The following is an 18,222-nucleotide window of genomic DNA, read 5'->3' as shown; positions in this document are numbered from 1 at the left end:
TTTACTCTATGTCAGTTTTAGCAGCGATCGCAGTCTTGGCTGTTTTGATCTTGGTACACGAGTTGGGACATTTTGTTGCAGCACGTTCTCAAGGCATTCTCGTTAACCGTTTTTCTTTAGGTTTTGGCCCAGTTCTTTTGAAGTACCAAGGTTCACAAACCGAATATGCTGTCCGCGCCTTTCCCTTGGGCGGCTTTGTGGGCTTTCCCGATGATGATCCCGATAGCGATGTTCCACCCAATGACCCAAATCTGCTGCGTAACCGTCCAGTTTTAGACCGGGCGATTGTCATCAGTGCCGGAGTGATCGCCAATTTAATATTTGCCTACTTGGTGTTGGCTCTGCAATTGGGTATTGTTGGCATTCCCAAGGAATTAAACTATCAAGCTGGTGTCGTTGTACAGCCTGTTAATCAAGAATCTGTTGCCTATCAAGCAGGAATTCGAGAAGGAGATATTATTCTGGCTGTTAACGGTCAAGAACTCCCGGCTTCTGATAAATCAACTCCTTTGCTGACTAAAGAAATTCAAACTCATCCCAATCAGCAAATCGAACTGAAAATTCTGCGTGAAAACCAACAACAAACCCTGAAATTAACGCCAAAACTAGGAGCCGATGGCAAAGGTGTAGTTGGTGTGGCACTTAGTCCAAATGCTACAGCAGTTTATCGCCGTCCTAATAGTCCTTTTGAAATTTTTGGCATTGCTGCTAACAGATTTCAACAATTATTTGTTGGGACACTCAGCGGTTTTGGGCAGTTAATTACCAACTTTCAACAAACTGCTGGACAAGTTTCTGGGCCAGTTAATATTGTTAAAATAGGTGCAAAATTAGCTGAGGACAATACCGTAAACTTGTTATCTTTTGCGGCAATTATCAGCATTAACTTGGCTATTATCAACATTTTGCCTTTGCCAGCTTTGGATGGTGGACAACTCGCTTTTCTACTGATTGAAGGTTTACGCGGTAAGCCTGTACCCGCCCGTATTCAAGAAGGTGTAATGCAAACCGGTTTGGTGTTACTCTTAGGGTTAGGAATTTTTCTCATAGTCAAAGAAACCACCCAATTAACTAGCCAATTGGAGTGGGTACAAAAATTGTTCCAGTGAGCATTACCCGCAAATCGTTATCTAAAAAGCAACGGGCGCTAGAAGTTTTAGCTCGTCTGAAGCGTCTTTATCCAGATGCTACTTGCTCTTTGAACTACTCAACGCCAGTACAACTGTTAGTGGCAACTATTCTCTCTGCTCAGTGTACTGATGAGCGGGTAAATAAGGTGACACCAGCTTTATTTGGTAAGTTTCCTGATGCTGAGAGTTTAGCGATCGCTGACTTAGTAGAATTAGAAAACTTGGTGCGTTCAACCGGATTTTATCGCAATAAAGCCAAGAACATTCAAGCCGCCTGTCGGATGATTGTCACTGAGTTTAACTCTGTTGTCCCTAACCAAATGGAGCAATTATTAAAGCTTCCAGGTGTGGCGCGCAAGACAGCAAATGTCGTCCTGGGTCATGCTTATGGCATTAATGTTGGGGTGACAGTAGATACTCACGTTAAGCGCCTGTGCGAACGTTTGGGTTTAACTGAAGCAAAAGATCCCCTTCGGATTGAGCAAGATTTAATGGGTTTATTGCCTCAGCCTGATTGGGAAAATTGGTCAATTCGGCTGATTTATCACGGCCGTGCTATTTGTAAAGCCCGCTCTCCCGTCTGTGTTGCTTGTGAGCTTGCCGATTTATGTCCTGCTGCAAATAAGCCAGTGGTTGTAGGGTCAGCGACACAAGTAACTCCAGAATTGATGGAGAGACTGTAGAATGGAAAACGGTGTCTTTAAATAAGTTAGAGAATATATGGCAAAAAAGAGCTTGATTGAGCGCGAGAAAAAGCGCACCAAGTTGATAGAAAAGTATGCTGACAAGCGAGAAGCTCTTTTGGAAGAGTTTAGAAGTGCAGCATCTCCTTTGGATAAGCTAGAAATCCACCGGAAGATTCAACAGCTACCCCGGAATAGTGCGCCCACCCGCCACCGCAACCGTTGCTGGTTGACTGGTCGTTCTAGAGGTGTTTACCGCGATTTTGGGTTATCTCGAAACGTACTGCGAGAATGGGCGCATGAAGGTCTTTTACCTGGAGTTGTTAAGGCTAGTTGGTAGTCAAGAGTCATTAGTCATTAGTCATTTGCAAAGGACAAAGCACAAATGACTAATGACAAAAATTATTGACCACAACACTTATCAATTCCCAGACTTTCTAAGAGTAGATCGCTGACGGCGTTGGCGATCGCAAACTCTCCGTAGAAGCTATTGGAAAAATCATAGGACTGCATCTCTGTGACAATAGCAATTACCAGAGAACCAAGGTCATTTTCTCCTTCCATCCGTTGACGCACAAAAATCTGTGCGGCTCGTTGGGCTATATTTTGGTTGACTGCTTCAGGGATAAATTCTGTATCTAGCCACCGTTGTAAGCGTTCTCTTAACCATTCACCTTCGAGCAGGGGGTTTTCAGGGGGTGGTAGGGTGATGGGTGGAATTGGTTGAGTCATTTTTTTTTAACGCAGAGGGACGCGGAGGGAAACGCAGAGGAACGCTGAGGTTGACTTTTTAGCATCAAATTGCGTTTCTAAGAGTGTTTTTTTATATTTATTTATGCAATATGATATCGCCGCTATTGTTGAGGGCTATGCACAAGGCTATTTTCTCATGGCTGATGAGCGCGATCGCTTGAGTTGGTACGCAAGTTGCAATCGGACTTTGATTCCTTTGGATGAGAGGTTTCGCTACCCCAAGTCTTTGCAGCGCGTTCTGAATCAAGAGCGGTTTACTGTGGCGATTAATCGAGACTTTCAGGCTGTAGTGGCTGGCTGTGCTGACAGAGAGACAACTTGGATTTCACCGGAGTTGCAAAAGATTTACTGGCTGCTTTACCAGAAGGGTTACGCTTATAGTTTTGAAACTTGGCAAGGTGACGAATTAGCTGGGGGAATTTTAGGGATTGTGATTGGTGGGGCTTTTATTGGCGAGTCGATGTTTTACCGCATCCCAGAAGGCTCAAAGGTGGCGATGGTAAAGTTGGTAGAAAGATTGCGTCAGAGGGAATTTGTGTTTTTTGATGCCCAAATGATGAATCCGCATTTGGAAAGGTTTGGTGCTTATCGGGTTGGGGATGAAGAATATCAATCTTTACTTGAGCAAGCGTTGCAACGTACTTATAACTTAGTATAATTTTGCAGAAAAGCCGGATGTAATTGTTACTGATGTAGTACTGCCGGGAATGAAGGTATTGCCATAAAAAATGTTTTAATCATTACAATAGCGATCGCGCCCATTTTGTTTGGCATGGTACAGTGCTTTATCTGCTGAGGCAATGAGTATATCTGGCTTGATGTTCCAAATGGGTATGCCAGAGGTAATTCCTAAACTAACGGTGATCATATTCTTGACATCAGACTGTATATGGGGAATAGCCAGAGCATGAATTGCTTGCTGAATACTTTGCGTTACTTTAATCGCTCCCGCTAAGTCAGTATTGGGCAAGAGTACCAAAAATTCTTCTCCACCATAACGTGCCACTAAATCGGCTGGACGATGAATTGTCTGTTGCACTGTTTGCGCTATCCTCATTAGACAATTATCGCCTGCAAGATGACCATAGTAATCGTTGTAAAGTTTGAATTTATCAACGTCAAACATAATCAGTGACAAAGGTTGTTGTTCTCGTGCAAGGCGTCTCTATTCTACTTGCAGTTGTGCATCAAAGCAACGACGGTTAGCCACCTGAGTCAAGCTATCGAAATTTGCCAGTTGTTCTAGTTTCTGATTTGCATCTTGGAGAGCCAATTCAATTTGTTTACGTCCAGTGATGTCGCGTATGGTAATAGCAAAACCATCATCTAGTTTGACTGCAACAAAGTGATACCAGCAAGAATTGCCTAATGGATGGTAGAAATCTTGTTTTAAAGCTTCCCCCGTTTCAACAAGATTAACGAAGTGATTAAAAAGTTCTGGTTCTAGACAGGCTAAAAGTTTTTTGAGTACTAATTTGCCGATTATTTCTTCACATTTACTTCCGAAGGCTTTAGCAATAACAGGATTAATAACTAAGCAACAGAAATCCTCAATGTCCCCAGTTGCAGAGTTGCAGACAGCTTGCATAGCGGCAATACCATCCAGTATTTAAAATACTGGCTAGCATTGCCCTAGACTGATACAGTATCTCTTCTGTTTCCCTACGCTTAATATTTTCTTGTTCTAGAAGCCGTTGCTGGCGTTGAATGGTTAACTGATTTTCTAGACGCGCTACAACTTCTTCCATCTGAAAGGGTTTGGTGATATAGTCTATGCCCCCTGACTCAAAGGCTATCACTTTATCGAAAACATCATCTAAAGCACTGATAAAAATAATGGGAATGGTGCGCAGAACTTTATCTGCTTTCAGAATTATACAAACTTGATAGCCATCCATTTATGGCATCTTGATATCTAAAAGAATGATATCTGGTCGCTTCGCCTTTACTGTTTTTAGTGCCATACGCCCACTTGTGACGCTGCGAACAGTGTAGCCGAGTTTGACCAGAGAATCACTTAATAAATGTAAATTTTTGGGACTGTCGTCTACTAGGAGAATATTACCTTTATTTTCTTTATCAAAATCAAAATTCATTGCTTATCAGGGGTTCGGCTAAATCAACTAATTCCTCAAATTCAAATTGATGAGCAAGTTTTGTTAAAGATTGAATTAAAAAAGTTTCTGTTTTGGGAATATCTCTAATTAATTCTATGATACGATTAGTATTTGCTTATAAAGCAGCTTCATAGAAGTGATTAATCCATTCTTGAGACATATAAATTAGATTGTTAGATGTTAAAAGATTTTTTCTGTATATTCCAAATTTAAATAATTATTTTCAGCAAATATATATTTGATACCAAGATATTTGGCTAGTGTGTCAAAAATTGTATGTTCTGCAAAAGGTTTGCGGAGAAAGTCATCACACCCGGCTGAAAGGACGATTGCTTTTTCTTCTTCTAAAACACTCGCCGTCAGAGCAATTATAGCTGTAGCATTCCCCTTGGTAGTGAACTTGATATATTTTGTAGCTTCGTAACCGTCCATGACAGGCATTCGCATATCCATCCAAATCAGGTGGGGTTCCCATTCATTCCAAATAGCGATCGCTTCTTTGCCATTCTAGCTTCTTTCATCTCAAAACCTAACGATTGTAAAAGTTTAATTAATAATTGGCGATTAATTGCTTTATCATCTACTATTAATAGTTTATATATAGGTTGTCCTAATGCAAGTTTTAATACTTTTGGATGTGCTTCTAAAATATTTTTATTGGTTTATTGACGTAATTTTGCTTGAATATAAAATTTAAAAGTTGTCCCTACTCCTAATTTAGTTTCAACAGAAATATCTCCTCCCATTAACTGAATAAACTTACGACTAATTGCTAAACCTAAACCCGTTTCTTCTTGGGATTCTTTTCCAGCTTGTGCTTGAGAAAAAGCATTAAATAGTTTAGGTAATTCTGCGGCTGCAATCCCCACTCCTGTATCACAGACTTTAAAATCAAGAGTTAAAATATCTGTGATTTCTTCATTAGTATTATTTACTGTTAGACTAATTGTTCCTTTTTGAGTAAACTTAATGGCATTACTAATCAAATTAATCAATACTTACCACAGTTTTTACTCATCTGTGCAAATATAAAATGGGAGATTTTCATTACGTTGAAATATTAAATTTAAACCTTGATTACTTGCCTGTAAATACAGCATATCTTCTAAGTCATCCAGCAAATGACACAGGTCCAAGTCTCTGGGGTGAAGAGTAGTTTTACCCGCTTCTATTTTTGATAAATCGAGAATATTATTAATCAGCGTTAGTAAATAATTACCACTGTGATAAATGATCCCAGCATTTTCATAATGATTGGCAGGCAAGTTTTTAGCGCGTAACATTAATTGAGAAAAACCTAGAACAGCATTGAGGGGCGATCGCAATTCATGACTCATATTAGTAATAAATAAACTTTTAGCTTGATTTGCTACTTTGGCTTTTTCTTTAGCAATGGCTAACTCTGCTGTTCTCTCCTGTACCCATTGTTCCAAAGTTTCAAAAGATGTTTGTAACTGAAGTGCCATATTATTAAACGATTTTGCCAGTTGACCTATTTCGTCTTTTGAGTTATTTTTGGCACGGATATCTAAGTTACCTGCAGTAAACTGGAAAACTATATTGGTAAGATGAATTATTGGTTTTGTTAGCAGTTGTCCAATGGCAAAAGCGATGATTGTCACTAGTCCAGCGATAAATGCAAATACAAAAATTGCGTCACGAATTTGCTTTTCAACAGGTGCTAGAGCAACGGCAAGGGGTTGTGCAAACAACATAGACCAAGGTTTATATTGCAAACGAGCGATCACTATTTTCCAGTGTTATAATCGCTGAGATTTTTACGCTGAGTCCAGTCCAAGACCTCTTGTAACCCATTTCCCCGCAGCAGGCGTGACTCATCTTGAAAGCCCGATGCTACCCAAGCATTGAATGGCTGTGAATAAGGGCACAGATTGTCTAACTGCTTTAACACCCATTCAGCATTAAAAATACTCCGGTAGATGGGATTTTTAATTCTGAGATAGCCGTTGCGCTTCTCGACCAATCCCGATAGTAAAAGCTCCGTCTGTTCTCGGCTATCATCGGTAGGCACGGGAGATATTGGAGGTAAAGGATAGCAAGAGTCGCTAGTGTCTTCATTCTTTGCGTCCTCTATTTCCTCTGCTTGCAATACCTGTTGATAAAGAGCTAACAACCGTCCGGCTTGTTGTTGGTTGAAAAGTAGGCGATCGCGAATCGTGCGGAGGTGTTCGGGTTCATCTTGTGATTCCCAGTGTTGGATAATGTGCGATCGCACCAATTCTTCTACCCAATACGCCTCAGTTTTTGCAGATAGGACAATTTTCTGCTCTGATGTCTTTAAAGCAGCTTGGAGAACTAATTGACAAAGCTTTTGAGTGAGAAACGGTTGTCCCCCTGTCCAATAGATCACCTCTTGTAGCACCACTTCTGGTTGACTGATTGCTCCCTGTAACCCATTTAGCAATGGGCTAGCTTCATCCAATCGAAAGCCGTATAACTCTATAGCTGTCCCAATGTTAAAAGGTGTCCGACGTTTGTCAGCAATTAAGTCAGATGGACTGGCGACTCCAAACAATGCAAATCCCAGGCGTTGAAAATTCGGATCGTCTGCCTGCTGATTGTAGCAATGACGAATCCAGGCAAAAAAGTCATTGACCGAAAAATTCAAACTCAGCAAACTATCAATTTAATCAATTAAAATGAAAATGCCTTTAGCTTCGCCGCCTCCTTCACAATCGCTCTTAACATTTAGCAGCAATACTTCCTCAACAAACTGGTGTAGTTTTTGTACAGGAGAAAGACCTGTTTGCATATTCCACCATTGCTTAAAGTTGGCGTGTTCCGCCAGATTTAACCCGTAGAACATGTTGATAATGATTCCTTTATACCATTGTGCTAATGTGGTATCCTCGCTACCCAATTGCGTCACGTCTAAGTAAACACATTTATAGCCTTCTGACTTGAGACGACGACTTATTCGCTGTAGTAGGGATGATTTACCCATTTGGCGAGAGTTGAAGACGTAGCAAAAATCACCATCTTTGAGACTGTTATAAAGTTTTTCGTCAGCTTGACGCACAACATAAGTAGGATCGTCACTGTGGAGGCTACCGCCAACTTGGTATCTCATGTGCAAAGTGTGATTAGAAAAGGAAGATATAAAGAAGGAGTCAGAATTCAGAATTCAGGATACTATATCCATGCCACACTGTCGCATTCGTGAAGTGTCTCGTAGAGTAAGACGGTGATGAATGGGTATGCAGTAAATGCGATGCCTACAGCGGTCACTGAGCCTGTCTTGAGCGTAGCCGTTGGCGCAGCCTCTCGTAGAGAAGGGCGCAGCCGAAGGGCGGGCTACGCCTACGCAGATGGAGAAACAGCGGCGCAATGGTTTGCCTTTCACAAAGATTATGATTTACTGATTTTAGATTGGATGTTGACCAAAGTCAGTAGGTTGATTACAGCAGTTTTTATGTATTTGAACCACATCTGTCGTAAGGGCACAGCATTGCTGTGCCCCTACTGCGTGGTCTATTTACCTGAAAATAGCTGTAAATCCGCCAAATTTATGAAAGCAATTTCGTCTTTGTCTAATCATCGCTAACCTTGACCCGGAAAATATGGCAGATTACTTGAATAAGTACCAAAAGTCTGACAGGAAAACTATACTAATGAGAATTTGGACTACTACTGCTGTGCTAGCTGCTTTTTGGCTAATATCTGGGGTCATCGGTTCTGAGCCAATCAACGCTACTTCTGTTTTGGTAGAAAATGCCATATCATCTCTGGCATCAACGAATGCAAAACAGATTACTGTCAGTAACACCGAGTTTGGTTTGAAGAGAGTTGACTCCAAAGGAAACGTTACCATTTTCCAGACAACAAGAGTGCCACTTCAGGAAGGAAACACCTACGGGTGGCGGATTAAACTCAAAAACTACCAAGGTGAAGTGAAATGGCGTGAAGTCTTGTATTTACCAAAACCTCCAGAAACTTGGGGTACAGATAATGGTGAAGATTTCTCAATATCAGTAGACGGTAAGACATCTGTAACACGGCGCACACAGTCGGCTCCAGAAGGTGTAATTGAAAATTTTTGGACAATCGCCCCTGGCGATCCAGTTGGTAAGCATAGAATAGAAGTCTATATTGATAACCGTTTGATCGGTACTTTCCAGTTTGAAGTTATTCCAGTTAAGTAGATGTGAAAGGGATTGGGGATTGGAGATTGGGAAGAAACTTGTTTAATAATTATCTCTTGTATCTCTTGTCTTCTTTATCTCGCCATCCTCCCCTGAAACTGAGGAGTATCTTAGAGATAGAAGTTTGATTCTTGTTAGGTGGCGATCGTGAATACAGAGGAATTCCTGCGATTGATCAAAAAGCAGCGCCCATGTCCTCAGACACTACCAAAAGGGCTGCAAGCAATGTGGTATGACAACAAAGGTGATTGGAGCAAGGCTGATGAAATAGTTGCAAATGCCAGTGATGCTGACAGTGCCTGGGTTCATGCTTATCTGCACCGCAAAGAAGGCGATTTGAAAAATGCCCATTTCTGGTATCAACGCAGTCGTCAGCCAGAATTTTCAGGAGAACTAAGCCAGGAATGGGAACAAATAACTTCTGTATTGCTAAAGAAGGTCAACGTGACGCATGAATGCTGAAGAATTAAAAAGGCGTTTTGCCGCAGGAGAAAGATATTTTCCAGCTGTCAACTTGAGTCGGGACAAGCTGATTGGAGCCGATTTGCCTGGAATTAACTTATGGGGATCTGACTTGAGTGGAGCTAACCTAGCTAAAGCTAAACTCTGGGGAGCAGATTTGAGTAGAACTAATTTAGCCAAAGCGAATTTGACCAGAGCTAATTTGAGCGGTGCCAATCTGAATGAAGCAAATCTCCGAGGAGCAAAACTCAATTATGCCAAGTTGTATGGAGCTAATCTAACTGGCGCTTACTATGATGAAAGTACGCGGTTTTCTAGAGGTTTTGACCCCATCAGTAGAAATATGCAGAAGATGTGAAGGAGATCGGGACTAGGGGAGATGAGGGAGAAATCAATTCAAAATTCACGCATTCAAAATTAAAGAATTTCTGCCTCCTGCCTCCTCTTTGCCGATGCCCAATGCCCAGTCTCCTTTAAATAACTGATAAATGTTGAGGTTAACCATCCAACATAGATGATATCAACATTTGTTCAAAGACTTTGGAAAGAGCAGTTTGAAAACGCTGACGATGCTTGATTTTGAAAAAAGGTCGAACTATTTCTGCGTAGGCGTAGCCCGCACTTCGGCTGCGCCCTTCGGCTACGCTCAGGACAGGCTCAGTGACCGCCGTAGGCATCGCACCGTTGCCTTCTCGGTTATCAATAACTCGAATTGCCCGCAGAGTCCCCAACTGGATTTCTTTTTTTACCATCAACTCAGAAATTCCAGTTGCGCCTACACCATTTTCAATCGCGGCTTTTGCCATCTCACCACTGGTGAACACTAAAATTACATTCAGTTCACTGAGGTTGATCCCCCAATTTTGCAACGCTTCCTCAAACCTTTGCTGTGTACCAGATTCCCGCACCCGCATTACCCAAGGAGTTTGAGTTAGCTGGCTTAAATCAATTTCTCCCCACTCAAACCAAGGGTGTTTTTGACCAACCACAATTTGTAAGCGATCGCTCGCCACTATTTCGTACTCTAGAGTATTCTGAAGCGCTGGCTTCACATCTCCTTCTACCAAACCTAAATCAAACTGTCCCATCGCTGTACCGACACAAATCGTTTCTGCATTGGCAAGGGTACAGTCAATCTGGATACCAGGATATTGGCTCTTAAACTCACTAATCTTACTTGGTAGCCAGTAGTTGCCAATTGTCAGACTCGACCCTAATTTTAATTCACCTCGTTGCAGATTGTTCAATTCTCGCAATCCCCTTTCTGTCAAGGAAACTTGATCGAGAATTTTTTGCGCTTCCACTTGCAGTAATTTACCCGCTTCAGCAATCTCGATATGGCGACCAATTCGATGGAATAGTTTCACTCCGTATTCTTGCTCTAAGTTGTGGATCGCTGCACTGACGGCAGGTTGTGTAATATAAAGCTCCTCTGCTGCGCGAGTAAAGTGTAAGTTCTGCGCCACAGCCAGAAATATTTTTAGCTGCTCAAGCGTCATTCCTGCCATTTATCGTATCCCTAAGACTTAATGTCAAAATTTTAATCACTTTCATTTATCATTTTGACAAATAAAAGCATTTGATTCTATCGGTTAGTTTGACTAAAGTATAAATCAAAGCTTAGGCACGGAATCAAACGCCCAAGTAGAGAGCAAAAGAAGCAGGGGAAGCAGAGGGAGAACAACCAATGCCCAATGCCCAAGCATGAATATAAGGACATCCACAAATGAACGATTTATTAACTGCAATTACCACAGGGATTACCGCATTCACTGCCACCAACATTGATGATATTGTCATTCTGACGTTGTTTTTTTCACAAATAAGTACAACGTTTCGCAGTCGTCACATCTTTGCTGGTCAGTATCTCGGTTTTGCAGCATTGATCGTTGCTAGCCTTCCTGGTTTCTTCGGTGGACTAATCATACCGCAGGACTGGATTAGACTACTTGGTTTAATGCCAATAATCATTGGTGTGAGCGGTTTACTAAAACGCGAAGAGGATTCATCTGAGGAAGCCGAAGAAGAAACCGAGCCGTCTTGTCCCTCTATAGTTAGCAGTTTTCTCTCTCCACAAACTTGTAATGTAGCTGCGATCGCCTTTGCTAATGGGAGTGATAATATCAGTGTCTATGTACCCCTGTTTGCCAACTCAGAATTAGATAGTCTGCTGGTGATACTAAGTGTATTCTTTACCCTAGTAGGTGTATGGTGTTATACCGCTTACAAGTTAACCTATTTACCTGCGATCGCAAACTTTTTAACTGAAAATGGCAATACTTTTGTACCTTGTATCTTGATTGGTTTGGGCGTGTTTATTGTCACAGAAAATGTTACTTGGACTCTTTTATCTGTAGTTTCTAGTTATATATTCTCATTAATTTTAGGTTTCAATACTCAGCCATCAAGTGAAGAACAAGAAAAATTTATTGTCTAAAAAGAAGTGCATTATGAATTTCCAACAGCAAAATCTTTTACCCATCAACAGGAATCAAAACATGAAAATCTGGAAATCTCTGCTAATTCTCTTAATGATTGTCGCTAATTTCGCCTTTGCTCAACCTTCTTTTGCTGATAGACCAAAATTTAGCAAAAATCCTGATTACATCGAAGTCACGAAAACACTTAATGAACTAACTAAGGTCAAAGAAGCCCAAACTCAAGTAGAAGGTATTACACCAGAGCAAATTCAGCAGAAAATCGATGAGTTAACATTCCAAAAATATGCTTTAGAGACAGGAATTAATTGGGGTCAATGCGAAAACAAAACAGGTAACACCATAGCAGTATATGGCAAAAGACCAAATGAGGAAGAGGATGATGATGCCATATACGAGAACGGTCTATATTTTCTAGCTGATGGTCAATCCACTAGAAATAACTGGGATTGTGATGGTTTCTATCTGCCAAATGATGCCACAATTGCAGGTTTAACCGCAGATGGACAAGCTCAAGAATTTCCAGAGGCAGTAGCTATTAAAATACCTGATGGCAGTAAGTTAGCGATTAAGACTAATCTAGATACTGCTGCAATTGAAATCAACATTCCTAATGCTCAAATTGTCAAAGCTAATGAGGTTAACTGGTTTATTCCAAATGTCTCACAGGCTATAATAAATACACGCGTTTCCAACGCGCCTACCATGAAGTCTTAAATCATTGAACACTAAACAGTTACTAGGCGTATGGTAAAAAATTTAGACTTGTAACTGTTTATAGATTGTTCTCAATTTCAACAGGGTAACAGCCAATTTCAGAGAAAAACAGGACAAACACTGGTGAAAAATCTCTCTGAAATTGGCTGTTTTCTTTATGAATCCTTATTACTTACAGTTACTCCATAACATCAATTACGAATTCCGAATTATTTAGTCAGGCTTGTTTTATTTCGATATCTGCATTAAAATAAATTTTGGAAAAAATGTACAATCACAACAGGCATATTTCAGTAGCGCAACTATTGCGCTGGCTGCAAGTCATCTGGAAAGAGATTTCCTACTACCTCCGCATTTTTTTGAGAAAAGCCGCTTTGGGGATAAGGGTGTTATTGATGCAGTTAAAATTGAAACCTACAGAAGAAGATCAAGATAAAAAAAAGGCAGGACGACTGAATCCGTCCAGAATCCGAGATCACTTGGCAAATGAGCGTACCTACCTCGCTTGGATGCGGACAGGGATCGCTCTCTTAGGTTTTGGTGTCGTCATCGTGCGTTTGCGTGCCTTCCAAGTACCTTTAGTACCCCGTCCTGGTAACGGCTGGAAGTTAGGTTTAGTCTTCTCGCTGGTGGGTTTAATCACGGTGTGGCTCTCAACAGTACACTATTTTGCTGTCCGTCGTGATATTGAAGAAGATACTTACGAACCAACAGACCGATGGGTGTTACTGTTTAGTTTGGCTGTGATGATTCTCGGCGCTGGGGTAATCTATTTTGTTTTTACAACTTCTTTAGATCCAATGAGTCCACTTATCCCTGAGTAATAAGATTTTTAAAATCGCACCTTATACAACTCGAATAATTCCCCTGATTTATGCGTTACGACTTTAGCACCAGCGGCTTTAATCGTTTTTTCCCACTTAGCCAAAGGCTCTAAAAACACCTCAGCCCCTAAATAGGTTTCCAGAACTGCCCAATCTTCCGCTAAAGGTTGTTCTGGATTGAGAACGTCAAATACAAAATGTCCGCCTGGTTTTAACACCCGCTTGACTTCTGCTAGTACAGCATTCCAATATTCGAGGGGAAAATAGCAGCTAAATCCTGTGGCAATCGCCAGGTCAAATTGCTCTGATGAATAGTTTAACTGATGGGCTGCTCCCAACTCAACACCTTTGAACAGCTTAGAATTCAACTGCGGTCCACGAGAATTCAGGGTATCGCGTGCCACATTACTAATTTCTTGCCCATGAAAAAATGCTTGCCAATCCCGCCAAGGATAGATTAAAAAGCTGATACCACAGCCAATATCTATACAGTGTTGGTTTTTTTGAGGTTTAACAATTTCCCAAAAAGGGGAAGCAATTCTTCCTGAGAAACTCCCAGCAATCCACTCACGGAATATCGGCATCGCCTGTACTTCCGCTGGGAGTTCAAAGGTTTCGCGTTGATATTCTCGGTTAAAGCGATAAGCTATTTGAGCTAATCTTTCGTCCCAGTTAGTTGATTTGGGTGAACTAAAGAGATTTTGAAACTGAGAATCAGACTTTTTAGACATTTAGGTTTTTGCTACTCTTTCTAAGCATTGTAGTCAAATTCGCAAAGCGATCGCCTACGGCGGGCGGGTACACCATCGCACCCCATCCAATCTCCTGCTAAGGTTTGTCCGAAGTCATTGGTAGTAATGACCAATGACTTCGGACAAATACTTCGACTACGCTCAGTACAAGTGACTAATGACTGCTACTCAACTTTTTCATACCAGATACCTACTTTCTCAAAAGCACCATAAGCAAGCTTCAGAAAATTCACTATTCTCTGTTTCCCAATTATTCCAAATTCTTTATACTCTCTAGCCTCGGCAAAAGTCAGGCGATTTTGGTCAATTATGTTTCTTTCTCTGTATGCTAACTTTGGAAAATCTATAACTTTTATCTGATATTTATTTACTATGTTCTGATAGTTGGAGTCTGACTCTAGATGCTCCCAATCATCACACAGCCCTAAATTCCTCACCAGAATATGAGGAATTTTATCACCGTAAGTATTCACTGACTGAGTAAACAGGTTGATGCTGTCATATCCTCCTGTTGATACAAACCATTTGCAAAACAAAACTCCCTGCGAACTTCCTAGTTCAAGTAATTGATTAGATTCAATCCACGCTTGTACTGCTCTATGCGATTGTGCGGCTAAATTCACAATTACCGGCTTCTCTATCGCCCACTCAAATATTCTATCTGCCTTATTTGCCTGTCGTTCATTCTCACTAAACACAGCATACTTACATATCTCCTTATATACCCCTGCAACATCTGGATTCGATCTATCTGTCTCCACTGGTACAAATGGGATTCTCTTATCCAGACAATACTGAATCATTGTCCTGGCAAAGAGAGACTTTCCTACCCCGCCTTTTTCACCATCCACAAAATGAATCGTCGGCATTACAGCCACCTCTAATAGTTATTAAAGTCTGATATATCTTTCCTAAACTAAGAACTTTTTGGCCATTGCCCCCAAGTATTTTGGTGGTTTTATGAGAAAGTATAACCGTGATTTGGATATAGTTTTTCAACAGTCTCATTTTACACAGTTAAAGTCAGTCTGCGCAGACTAAGACAAAACAAGGGGCTTAAGCCCCTTGTTATAAGTTGATTGAGAACTAGAAACCGAAAATTTAGGTTTCCAGACATTCTTGACGACAAGAATTAGGAATTTTTAGAAGAAATTGCTTTGGGATGTTGTTTAAAATAAGCCTGGAGTTACTTGCAGATCAACACTATGGCAGAAATTCAGTTGGCGATTGAGGGTAAAGATGCGATCGCAGCAACAGAGGCGCTTTTGGCAATTCCTGGTATATCTGGTAACTATGCAGTCAGTTCAGATGCAGCGGAAAGAGAAGGAGTAACAGCAACAGTTGCTACCATCGTTGGTATTGTTGGGGGTGCGATCGCCATTGCTGAACAAATCCGCAAGTGGTATCAAGAGTATAAAGCCAAACAGTCTGGTAAAAAAATTGAAAAGGTGTTGATTGTCGGGCGCAATGGTAGGCGACTTCTTTTAGAGGATGCAACCTTGGAACAGATTCGCCAAATTTTAGAATCGTAGAGACGCGATTAATCGCGTCTGTTGCTACGGAATTGGGGGTGGTAGACTTGGGGTAAATACTAAAGTCTCAAGATTGAGAACGTGCAAACCCTCCACCTCGGCCTCAAACCAGTTAATGACAATTACGTAGAGTTACGTTACTTTATTGAGAATCCAAACCAGTATCAAAAGCGATCGCTTCCTCTAACAGAAATCGCCGATTTGATTCAGTTGGCGGAACGAGATTATTACGTTGCAGATTTACCAGAGGATTATAAAGTAACTGGGCGGCGGTTGTATAACTGGTTGGATGGGAGCGATCGCACTCTGCAACCCTTACTAGATAAGTATCGGCATGAGGGGATTGTGTTAGCGATCGCCGCAACAGAAAAACTTGCCCATCTCCCTTGGGAAGTGCTGCACGATGGCGTTAGCTTTTTGGTGCAGCGAGTCCCGGCTATTGTCCCGGTGCGTTGGGTGTCAGATAGCACGGTAAAAAAATTGACCATTGAAGGGGAAGCAGAAAACCGGGCGCTGCAAGTTTTGTTTATGGCTACTTCGCCCCTGGATGTAGAACCTGTACTGGATTTTGAGGGGGAGGAAGCACGAATTTTAGAAGCAACGGCGCGGCAACCTTTAGCCCTGACGGTGGAAGAAAGCGGCTATTTGTTGGAGTTGGGTTATTTAGTCGATGGTTACGACAGTGATTATTTTGATGTTTTACACCTGACGGGTCATGCTACTTTACAAGATGGGCAACCCCGCTTCATTACAGAAACCGAAATCGGTGAAGCTTTCTATGCAAGTGCTGGGAATATAGCTCAAGAATTACAATTTCGACTGCCTAAACTGATCTTCCTCTCTGGTTGTCGCACTGGGCAAGCAGGCAATTCCGGTTCTGTGCCGTCAATGGCTGAAGAATTACTGCAATCGGGTGCAAAAGCGGTTTTGGGTTGGGGTCAAAAGGTTTTAGATCCTGATGCGACAGCCGCAGCTGCCGCATTGTATCAAGAATTGTCAGCTGGAAAGCAAATCACTGAGGCTGTTGCTAGTACTTACCAAGCATTAATTGAGAACAAGGCGCGGGATTGGCATTTGTTGCGGCTGTATGCAGCAGGCAATTTACCAGGTTCATTAGTCACACCCTTGCGGACTCGTGGACGTAAACCAGCACCACCGCCTTCTGTTTCTACCCAGTTTTTAGACCTTGCGGGTAAGGTGAAAGTCGCGACGCGGGAGAGTTTTGTTGGTCGTCGCCGTCAATTGCAAAATTGTTTGCGAGTGCTCACACAATCAAGCGATGAAGTGGGGGTGTTGATTTATGGTATGGGCGGTTTGGGTAAAAGTAGTTTAGCAGCTAGGCTGTGTGACAGACTGCCGAATTTTGAGCGCGTCGTTTGGGTGGGGAGAATTGATGAGGCTAGTTTGGTGAGTCGCTTGGCGGAAAAGTTGGATGACAATGAACAACGCAAAAGCTTACAAAATTACGATGAAGAATTAAGATTTCGGCTGCGGCGAGTTTTTCAGCAGTTGCATGAGGGAGCAAAGCCATTTTTATTGGTGCTAGATAACTTTGAAGTGAATTTAGAACCCCGCAATGAGAGTTATGTGCTGCTTACGGTTGCAGCAGAGGTGTTGACGGCTTTAGTTTGGGCAATTAGAGAAAATTCCACTTCCCACCGCATCATTATTACCTGTCGTTACGATTTTGAATTTACTCAGTTGCAGTATTTCCAAAAGCAGCCGTTGGATGCACTGCAAGGCGCAGATTTGCAAAAAAAGTGCGATCGCCTCACAGCCTTTAGTGCTAAATCTCAGGTGGATGAGGTATTAAAATCGCAGGCGCAGAAGTTGGCGGATGGTAATCCCCGCTTGCTGGAATGGTTGGATAAGATTCTGCAAAATACAACTGTTGATGTGGCGGCAATTTTAAATCGGTTGGCAGCAGATCCGGTGGAGTTGCGAGAGCAAGTTTTGGCAGAGGCACTGTTGCAACAGATGGATACAACCATGCGGGAAATGTTGTCACGGGGTTTGGTGTTTGAGTTACCAGTACCAAGGGAAGCTTTAGCCGCAGTTTGTGAGAATATCCCCAATTTGGAACATTATATTAGCCGAGCAGTGGCGTTGGGGCTGTTGGAAGTGAGCCACGATCAGGCGTTACGAGTGCCGCGCATTTTGCCAGTGCAGTTAGCGGAAGATGGGGAAGCTTTGCATAGGCAAGCGGCTGAGGTGTTGTATCGTCTGTGGTGGGAAGAAGCGGAAACCGCAAGTGAGGAACAACACTTAGAAATTCATCGGCTGGCTTTGTTGGGGAAGGAAGAAAAAAAAGTTGCAGAATTAGCAAGCAGTTTAGCAAATCACTGGTGGCATCAAAGTCGATTTAGGGAAGCAGTGCAACTGTGCAAATCAACCTTAGAAATTACTGAAGATTATCGCGTTCTTAAAGAGATGGCTTATTGTGAGAGCCAAGTTGGTGAGGTTGCTCAGGCACTGAAGCATTATCAACAAGCATTAAGCCTTTGTCCCTTAGAAGATAAACAAGAACAAGCATCAATTAGTCACCATTTAGGAATACTCAAAGCCAATAGCGGAGAAATCGAAGAAGCGATCGCCCTTTATCAACAATCCCTTGCTATCAAAGAACAAATCGGCAATGTCCAAGGCAAGGC

18 protein-coding genes and 4 pseudogenes are annotated in these 18,222 nt (G+C 41.9%); 13 read left to right on the top strand and 9 right to left on the bottom strand.

The genetic code is table 11. From position 1 onward, the window contains the following. Positions 1 to 8: 8 nt before the first annotated feature. Genes rseP through rpsN form a run of 3 tightly spaced genes read left to right on the top strand, consistent with a single transcriptional unit; the run spans position 9 to position 2,153 of the window. Positions 9 to 1,109, top strand: coding sequence for an RIP metalloprotease RseP (gene rseP, locus V7K60_RS03820; RefSeq protein WP_334923062.1), 1,101 nt, complete (start codon positions 9 to 11; stop codon positions 1,107 to 1,109). Next, a complete protein-coding gene (nth, locus tag V7K60_RS03815) occupies positions 1,085 to 1,813 on the top strand; it encodes an endonuclease III (RefSeq protein ID WP_334923060.1) in 729 nt (242 codons plus the stop codon). The genes rseP and nth overlap by 25 nt, the downstream gene beginning before the upstream one ends. Before the next feature lie 37 nt (positions 1,814 to 1,850). Next, complete coding sequence (rpsN, locus tag V7K60_RS03810; protein ID WP_292869287.1) at positions 1,851 to 2,153, top strand: 30S ribosomal protein S14; 303 nt, start codon at positions 1,851 to 1,853, stop codon at positions 2,151 to 2,153. A gap of 62 nt (positions 2,154 to 2,215) precedes the next feature. Here rpsN and V7K60_RS03805 read toward each other — a convergent pair whose 3' ends face one another. Beyond that, the gene (locus V7K60_RS03805) at positions 2,216 to 2,545 is read right to left on the bottom strand and encodes a hypothetical protein (RefSeq protein ID WP_012410384.1); all 330 of its coding nucleotides are present in this window, start codon (positions 2,543 to 2,545) and stop codon (positions 2,216 to 2,218) included. A 103-nt stretch (positions 2,546 to 2,648) separates the two neighbouring features. Here V7K60_RS03805 and aat point away from each other — a divergent pair, with 103 nt between their 5' ends. Further along, complete coding sequence (aat, locus tag V7K60_RS03800; protein WP_334923058.1) at positions 2,649 to 3,224, top strand: leucyl/phenylalanyl-tRNA--protein transferase; 576 nt, start codon at positions 2,649 to 2,651, stop codon at positions 3,222 to 3,224. Between the two features lie 75 nt (positions 3,225 to 3,299). Here the strand turns inward: aat and V7K60_RS03795 are convergent, their stop codons facing one another. From V7K60_RS03795 to V7K60_RS35080, 5 genes and pseudogenes are all read right to left on the bottom strand, one after another. Further along, the gene (locus V7K60_RS03795; RefSeq protein ID WP_334923056.1) at positions 3,300 to 3,692 is read right to left on the bottom strand and encodes a GGDEF domain-containing protein; all 393 of its coding nucleotides are present in this window, start codon (positions 3,690 to 3,692) and stop codon (positions 3,300 to 3,302) included. A 39-nt stretch (positions 3,693 to 3,731) separates the two neighbouring features. Then, the gene (locus tag V7K60_RS03790; RefSeq protein ID WP_334923054.1) at positions 3,732 to 4,154 is read right to left on the bottom strand and encodes a hypothetical protein; all 423 of its coding nucleotides are present in this window, start codon (positions 4,152 to 4,154) and stop codon (positions 3,732 to 3,734) included. Next, positions 4,117 to 4,662 (bottom strand): annotated as a pseudogene (locus V7K60_RS03785) (response regulator). Before V7K60_RS03785 ends, V7K60_RS03790 begins: the two are co-directional and overlap by 38 nt. Next, a pseudogene (locus V7K60_RS35085) lies at positions 4,652 to 6,434 on the bottom strand (ATP-binding protein); the annotation flags it as partial. The pseudogenes V7K60_RS03785 and V7K60_RS35085, both read right to left, overlap by 11 nt. Beyond that, positions 6,431 to 7,774, bottom strand: a pseudogene (locus tag V7K60_RS35080) (AAA-like domain-containing protein). The pseudogenes V7K60_RS35080 and V7K60_RS35085, both read right to left, overlap by 4 nt. Before the next feature lie 141 nt (positions 7,775 to 7,915). On the opposite strand from V7K60_RS35080, the pseudogene V7K60_RS03765 reads away from it, so the two are divergent. The 4 genes and pseudogenes from V7K60_RS03765 to V7K60_RS03750 all read left to right on the top strand — a co-directional run. Further along, positions 7,916 to 8,095, top strand: a pseudogene (locus tag V7K60_RS03765) (hypothetical protein); the annotation flags it as partial. 220 nt (positions 8,096 to 8,315) lie between these two features. Then, positions 8,316 to 8,846: a hypothetical protein gene (locus tag V7K60_RS03760; RefSeq protein WP_334923049.1), complete on the top strand. Its 531-nt coding sequence runs from the start codon at positions 8,316 to 8,318 to the stop codon at positions 8,844 to 8,846. 147 nt (positions 8,847 to 8,993) lie between these two features. Then, a complete protein-coding gene (locus tag V7K60_RS03755) occupies positions 8,994 to 9,308 on the top strand; it encodes a hypothetical protein (RefSeq protein WP_334923047.1) in 315 nt (104 codons plus the stop codon). After that, positions 9,298 to 9,666 carry a pentapeptide repeat-containing protein gene (locus V7K60_RS03750; protein ID WP_334923046.1) on the top strand — a complete coding sequence of 123 codons (369 nt, stop codon included), beginning with the start codon at positions 9,298 to 9,300 and terminating at the stop codon, positions 9,664 to 9,666. Before V7K60_RS03755 ends, V7K60_RS03750 begins: the two co-directional genes overlap by 11 nt. A gap of 139 nt (positions 9,667 to 9,805) precedes the next feature. On the opposite strand, the gene V7K60_RS03745 is transcribed toward V7K60_RS03750, so the two are convergent. Next, positions 9,806 to 10,816: a LysR substrate-binding domain-containing protein gene (locus tag V7K60_RS03745; RefSeq protein ID WP_334923045.1), complete on the bottom strand. Its 1,011-nt coding sequence runs from the start codon at positions 10,814 to 10,816 to the stop codon at positions 9,806 to 9,808. 218 nt (positions 10,817 to 11,034) lie between these two features. On the opposite strand from V7K60_RS03745, the gene V7K60_RS03740 reads away from it, so the two are divergent. From V7K60_RS03740 to V7K60_RS03730, 3 genes are all read left to right on the top strand, one after another. After that, positions 11,035 to 11,745, top strand: coding sequence for a cadmium resistance transporter (locus V7K60_RS03740; protein ID WP_334923044.1), 711 nt, complete (start codon positions 11,035 to 11,037; stop codon positions 11,743 to 11,745). Between the two features lie 13 nt (positions 11,746 to 11,758). Beyond that, positions 11,759 to 12,463: a hypothetical protein gene (locus V7K60_RS03735; RefSeq protein ID WP_334923043.1), complete on the top strand. Its 705-nt coding sequence runs from the start codon at positions 11,759 to 11,761 to the stop codon at positions 12,461 to 12,463. Positions 12,464 to 12,729: 266 nt separating this feature from the next. Continuing rightward, a complete protein-coding gene (locus V7K60_RS03730; protein ID WP_334923042.1) occupies positions 12,730 to 13,287 on the top strand; it encodes a YidH family protein in 558 nt (185 codons plus the stop codon). 8 nt (positions 13,288 to 13,295) lie between these two features. On the opposite strand, the gene V7K60_RS03725 is transcribed toward V7K60_RS03730, so the two are convergent. Both V7K60_RS03725 and V7K60_RS03720 read right to left on the bottom strand, forming a co-directional pair. Next, on the bottom strand, positions 13,296 to 14,018 hold the full coding sequence (locus V7K60_RS03725; RefSeq protein ID WP_334923041.1) for a class I SAM-dependent methyltransferase: 723 nt from the start codon (positions 14,016 to 14,018) through the stop codon (positions 13,296 to 13,298). Between the two features lie 185 nt (positions 14,019 to 14,203). After that, positions 14,204 to 14,908 carry a mobilization protein gene (locus V7K60_RS03720; protein ID WP_334923040.1) on the bottom strand — a complete coding sequence of 235 codons (705 nt, stop codon included), beginning with the start codon at positions 14,906 to 14,908 and terminating at the stop codon, positions 14,204 to 14,206. Between the two features lie 336 nt (positions 14,909 to 15,244). On the opposite strand from V7K60_RS03720, the gene V7K60_RS03715 reads away from it, so the two are divergent. Next, positions 15,245 to 15,571, top strand: a complete 327-nt coding sequence (locus tag V7K60_RS03715) for a hypothetical protein (protein ID WP_334923039.1) — start codon at positions 15,245 to 15,247, stop codon at positions 15,569 to 15,571. 81 nt (positions 15,572 to 15,652) lie between these two features. Then, positions 15,653 to 18,222 (top strand): CHAT domain-containing protein (locus V7K60_RS03710; RefSeq protein ID WP_334923038.1); only part of this gene is annotated, 2,570 nt, incomplete at its 3' end.

It is taken from the genome of Nostoc sp. (assembly GCF_036917555.1).
Taxonomy (GTDB): domain Bacteria; phylum Cyanobacteriota; class Cyanobacteriia; order Cyanobacteriales; family Nostocaceae; genus Nostoc.
This window is presented reverse-complemented; position numbering and strand designations above follow the sequence as displayed.